This is a genomic window from Streptomyces sp. 13-12-16 (genome assembly GCF_002114215.1).
Lineage (GTDB): Bacteria > Actinomycetota > Actinomycetes > Streptomycetales > Streptomycetaceae > Streptomyces.
Genome location: NZ_NCTE01000981.1, coordinates 1 through 5,208, shown reverse-complemented (window position 1 = coordinate 5,208; position 5,208 = coordinate 1). Strand labels below are relative to the sequence as shown.

6 protein-coding genes and 1 tRNA gene are annotated in these 5,208 nt (G+C 71.4%); all 7 read right to left on the bottom strand.

Annotation, left to right across the window (positions count from 1 at the left end; translation table 11 throughout):
- Window positions 1-653 precede the first annotated feature (653 nt).
- The 7 genes from B7767_RS33665 to B7767_RS33640 all read right to left on the bottom strand — a co-directional run bounded on the left by B7767_RS33665 (window position 654) and on the right by B7767_RS33640 (window position 4,700).
- On the bottom strand, window positions 654-1,556 hold the full coding sequence (locus B7767_RS33665; RefSeq protein ID WP_073933416.1) for an RNA polymerase sigma factor SigF: 903 nt from the start codon (window positions 1,554-1,556) through the stop codon (window positions 654-656).
- Between the two features lie 247 nt (window positions 1,557-1,803).
- Window positions 1,804-2,790, bottom strand: a complete 987-nt coding sequence (locus tag B7767_RS33660; RefSeq protein ID WP_107486480.1) for an RNA polymerase sigma factor SigF — start codon at window positions 2,788-2,790, stop codon at window positions 1,804-1,806.
- A gap of 177 nt (window positions 2,791-2,967) precedes the next feature.
- Window positions 2,968-3,261: a Dabb family protein gene (locus B7767_RS33655; protein WP_085575413.1), complete on the bottom strand. Its 294-nt coding sequence runs from the start codon at window positions 3,259-3,261 to the stop codon at window positions 2,968-2,970.
- On the bottom strand, window positions 3,261-3,437 hold the full coding sequence (locus tag B7767_RS45135; protein WP_107425113.1) for a hypothetical protein: 177 nt from the start codon (window positions 3,435-3,437) through the stop codon (window positions 3,261-3,263). The genes B7767_RS33655 and B7767_RS45135 overlap by 1 nt, the downstream gene beginning before the upstream one ends.
- A 90-nt stretch (window positions 3,438-3,527) precedes the next feature.
- Window positions 3,528-3,612 (bottom strand) — tRNA-Ser (locus tag B7767_RS33650).
- A gap of 45 nt (window positions 3,613-3,657) precedes the next feature.
- Window positions 3,658-4,089 (bottom strand): tRNA adenosine(34) deaminase TadA, encoded by a 432-nt coding sequence (gene tadA, locus B7767_RS33645; protein ID WP_256923661.1) that lies wholly within the window; start codon window positions 4,087-4,089, stop codon window positions 3,658-3,660.
- A 65-nt stretch (window positions 4,090-4,154) separates the two neighbouring features.
- Window positions 4,155-4,700, bottom strand: a complete 546-nt coding sequence (locus B7767_RS33640) for a hypothetical protein (protein WP_085575411.1) — start codon at window positions 4,698-4,700, stop codon at window positions 4,155-4,157.
- Window positions 4,701-5,208: the final 508 nt, after the last annotated feature.

The window sequence follows — 5,208 nt, the reverse complement described above, 5'->3', positions numbered from 1 at the left end:
CCCCCGCCGGCAGCACCCAGATGTTCCGCGCGTTCGTCGACGAGGAACCCCAGGGCCGGCAGGCCGCCGCGACCACCGGCGGCGGCCCGCGGATCGGCCTGATCGTCGGCGTCGTCGTCGCCGTGGCGGTCGTCGCGGCGGTGGCTTGGCTCGCACTGAAGTAACGACGGCCTCGCGGTTCGCGCCGCCGTGACCGTGGCTCACCGGGAGCCGTCGGCCGCGGGCACGTCGTGGTTCCCCGCGCGGTTCCCCGCGCCCCTGTGAGTGACGCTGCTCCGAGGGGCGCGGAGCTGTGTCGACGTGCGGCTCCGCCGCGGGGGCCCGGGGGAAGCCCCCCGGGGGGCGAGAAGGGGTGACGGGACCGCTCCCGGCGCGTCGACGCAACGGTGACGGACCGGCGTGGGCGCCGGAGGGCGTGGCGGCCCGGCATGGACGTGGGCACCGGGGGCGCAGTGCCTGGCGTGGGCGTCAGCGCTGGAAGGCCGTGTGCGGGCGCCGGAGGGCGTGGTGACCCGGTGCGGGCGTGAGCGCCGGGAAACCGTGCGGGAGCACCGGAGAACGCGGCGGCCGCCGTTGCGCCCGTACGAGGCGCCCCGGCGGCCACGAATCCGATGTCGCGTACGGAGCGCCCCGGCGGCGCCCCGTGCTGTGCCTCAGTCCGAGATGAGGCCCTCCCGCAGCTGCGCCAGCGTGCGGGTGAGCAGGCGCGAAACGTGCATCTGGGAGATGCCGACCTCCTCGCCGATCTGCGACTGGGTCATGTTGGCGAAGAAGCGGAGCATGATGATCCGCCGCTCCCTGGGCGGCAGCTTGGCCAGCAGCGGCTTGAGGGACTCGCGGTACTCCACGCCCTCCAGCGCCGTGTCCTCGTAGCCGAGGCGGTCCGCGAGCGAGCCCTCGCCGCCGTCGTCCTCGGGGGCGGGGGAGTCCAGCGAGGACGCCGTGTACGCGTTGCCGACCGCGAGCCCGTCGACGACGTCCTCCTCCGACACGCCGAGCACGGCGGCGAGTTCGGCGACCGTCGGGGAGCGGTCCAGCTTCTGGGAGAGCTCGTCGCCGGCCTTCGTCAGCGCCAGGCGCAGCTCCTGCAGCCGGCGCGGCACCCGCACCGACCACGACGTGTCGCGGAAGAACCGCTTGATCTCGCCGACCACCGTCGGCATCGCGAACGTCGGGAACTCCACGCCCCGTTCGCAGTCGAAGCGGTCGATCGCCTTGATCAGCCCGATGGTGCCGACCTGGACGATGTCCTCCATCGGCTCGTTGCGCGAGCGGAACCGCGCCGCCGCGTACCGCACCAGCGGCAGGTTGAGCTCGATCAGGGTGTCCCGGACGTAGGCGCGCTCCGGGCTGTCCTCGTCCAGTACGGCGAGCCGCAGGAACAGGGAGCGGGACAGGGTGCGGGTGTCGAGGGCCGCCGTGTCCGGGAGTTCCGGAGCGGGCGTGGTCGGGAGGGCCGGGCCCTCGTCGATGGGGCCGAGTGCGTCGAGAGCATGGGGAGCTGTCTCGCTCTCCGCGAGCGTGAGCACCTTCGAGCTGCCCTGTTCTGCGGACATGCCACCCCCTTTGGGTCGCGGGACGGTCGCGGCGGACGCTCCTCGATCGAGGAACGCAGCCATCACCTGGAATACCGGCGCCGAGGCTCCGGCAAACGCGCTTTCCGCAGAATGTCACATGTCGGCAACGCGCTGTAGTGACATGTCGACATCCGAGATACGAATCAGCCCTGGAAACAAGGGGTCTGACGGGCTTTCGGAGCAGAAGCGCACAGAAAAGTGCTGTGGGGCGATTCGCTCTTTCCGGTTACGCCTCGATCCTGTTTGCGGACCGCAGCCGCTGGAAGCTGCGCGCCAGCAGCCGGGACACGTGCATCTGCGAGACACCGAGCTCGGCGCTGATCTGCGACTGGGTGAGATTGCTGTAGTAACGCAGCAGCAGGATGCGCTGCTCCCGTTCGGGGAGCTGGACGAGCAGGTGCCGGACGAGGTCGCGGTGCTCGACGCCGTCCAGGGCGGGATCCTCGTACCCCAGCCGGTCCAGCAGTCCCGGCATCCCGTCGCCCTCCTGCGCGGCCTCCAGCGAGGTGGCGTGGTACGACCGTCCGGCCTCGATGCAGGACAGCACCTCCTCCTCGGTGATGCGCAGCCGCTGGGCGATCTCGGCGGTCGACGGGGAGCGCCCGAAGGCGGTCGTCAGGTCCTCGGTCGCGCTGTTGACCTGCACCCACAGCTCGTGCAGCCGACGCGGTACGTGGACGGTGCGGACGTTGTCCCGGAAGTACCGCTTGATCTCGCCGACCACCGTCGGCATCGCGAACGTCGGGAACTGGACGCCCCGGTCCGGGTCGAAGCGGTCGATGGCGTTGATCAGCCCGATGGTGCCGACCTGGACGACGTCCTCCATCGGCTCGTTGCGGGAGCGGAAGCGGGCGGCGGCGTAGCGCACCAGCGGCAGGTTGGCCTCGATCAGCGCGGCGCGCACGCGGGTGTGCTCCGGCATGCCCGGCTCCAGCTCCTTGAGCTGGCCGAAGAGCAGCTGGGTCAGGGCCCGGGTGTCGGCGCCGCGCCGCTTGGCGGGGCTCACCGGCCGGTCGTCGGCGGTCGCGGACGGGTCGGGAGAGGCCGGTTCGGGAGAGGCCGAGCCGGGAGAAGCCGGTTCGGGAGAAGCCGGGCCGGAGGAGGGCGAGGCGGGCGTGGACGGGGCGAGGGAGGACCGGGCGGGGGCCGGGGCCTGGACCGCGTCGGGGGACACCTCGTCCTGGGGCGGCGCAGTACTGGCCGGCACGGTCAACGCCACCTCTTCGTCACTCACATCGTCCGTCAACTCATCCCTCAAAAGCGGTCATAGCATCACAAGACTGACTCAGTGTGCGCAAGCACCGCATATTCCGTGTTGAGGGTCAAACATGGGCGTACGGAACAGCAAAACCCCCCGCCGTCACGGCGAGGGGCTCCAGGGGGCGGAGTGTCAGAACTCGTAGTCGGCGATCACCCACGTGGCGAACTCGCGCCACAGTCCGACACCCGCCTGGTGCTCCGGGTGCTCCACGTACCGGCGCAGCGCCTCCGCGTCCTCGAACGCCGAGTTGATGGCGAAGTCGTAGGCGATGGGGCGGTCGCTGATGTTCCAGGCGCACTCCCAGAAGCGGATCTCCGGGATCCTGCCGTCCAGCGAACGGAAGGCCTCCACGCCCTCCACGACCCTCGGGTCGTCGCGCCCGACGCCCTCGTTCAGCCGGAAGAGCACCAGGTGGCGGATCATCACTTTCCTCCGTTGGCCAGCCAGGTCATGAAGTCGCCGATGGCCTTCGCGGCCTCCGATATGCCCTCGAACCCTATCTGGACGTAGTCGGCCGCGGTCTCCGGGTCCGTGATGATCAGGTACAGCACGAAGACCACAAGGACGTAGACGGCGATCTTCTTCGCGTTCACCGCCACCGCGGCCCCCCTGTCACTGGTGTCACACGAGCATCGAGCGGCCCCATGATCGCACGAAGGGCCCCGTCTGACGACGGGGCCCTTCACCGGCGGTAGCGGAGGGATTTGAACCCTCGGTGACTTGCGCCACACTCGCTTTCGAGGCGAGCTCCTTCGGCCGCTCGGACACGCTACCGAGAGAGACCCTACAACAAGGTGGGGCGTGGTTTGAAATCGGTATTCAGCGGTCCCGGAAGAACTCCGTGAGCAGCCGGGCGCACTCCCCGGCGAGCACGCCCTCGATGACTTCGGGGCGGTGGTTGAGCCGCCGGTCGCGGACGAGGTCCCACAGCGAGCCGACCGCGCCCGCCTTCTCGTCCCGGGCGCCGTAGACCACCCGGTCCAGCCGTGACTGCTGGAGGGCGCCCGCGCACATCGTGCACGGCTCCAGCGTCACCACCAGGGTGCAGCCGGCCAGCCGCCACTCCCCGAGCCGCGCGGCGGCCCGCCGGACGGCGAGGACCTCCGCGTGGGCCGTGGGGTCGCCGACGGCCTCGCGCTCGTTGTGGGCGGCGGCGAGCACGGTGGTGCCGTCCGGGGCCAGTACGACGGCGCCGACGGGGACGTCCCCGCCCCGGACGGCCCGTGAGGCCTCGTCCAGGGCGAGCCGCATCGCCGTCCGCCAGGGGTCGCGTACCGGGTCCGGCGGTCCGGACGGGGTGGTGGTGGCCGGCACGGTCAGCGGACGGTCTCCAGGACCTCCGAGGCGCCCAGGGCGTCGGCGATCTCGGTGACGGCGTCCTCGGTCATCGAACGCAACTCCTTCTCGCTCACGCCCAGGTCCTCCAGGACCTGCGCGTCACCGACCGGCCCGTGCGGCACGGCGTCGGCGCCGCCGGCGGACGCGGCGCCGACGTCCGCGTCGGCGTCCTCGTCGTCCGGCTCACCGTCCTCCGTGCCGTCGAGGTCGAGGGCGTCCAGGTCGGGGCCCTCGTCCCCGGGTTCCCGGCCGAGCAGCTCGTCGGTGAGGAGGATCTCCCCGTAGCTGCTGCGGGCGGCGGCGGCTGCGTCGGAGACGTAGACCCGGGGATCCTCCTCGCCGTCCACGCGGACGACGCCGAACCAGCCGTCCTCCTGCTCGATCAGCACGAGCACCGTGTCCTCGTCGGGAGAGGCCTCCCGGGCCAGGTCGGCCAGATCCGACAGGGTTTCCACATCGTCGAGTTCCGTGTCGCTCGCTTCCCACCCGTCTTCGGTGCGCGCGAGCAGTGCGGCGAAGTACACCGTGACTCTCCCACTGGTCATAGGCGTGCCGGTTGGGGGTCCCCCCGGCGGAGGTGTTGCGGGCGGGGAGACGGCGCTGCGAGCCCCACCCACTCGGAATCGTGGCAGAAACAAGGCCATCAGGGGACGTCTTCGGCTCCCTGTGTCCGGCATTTTGATCGCAGTACGCCGAGTGCGCCCACGAAGGACTCACCAGCGCACTCCTTGCCGCCACGTGCGGATCGTACGCGGACTCACGCGCCTTCCCCGCACGGGCACTTCGGCAAACGTGTGCGCGTGGCGCGATCTTCCCGCGGCCGGGTGCGATTTTCCCCGGCGCGGCCTGCCGCTTTCCCTCCGGCGCGGCCTGCCGGCTTTCCCCGGCGCAGCCCGTCGGCGGGGTCCGGCGTCGGCTACCAGCGGAAGGTGCGCATGCGCATCGCGTGGCGCAGCCGGGCGGCCTTGGCGCGGCGCGGCTGGACCCGGTCGCGCAGGGCCCGGGCCTCGGCGAGTTCGCGCAGGAACCGGG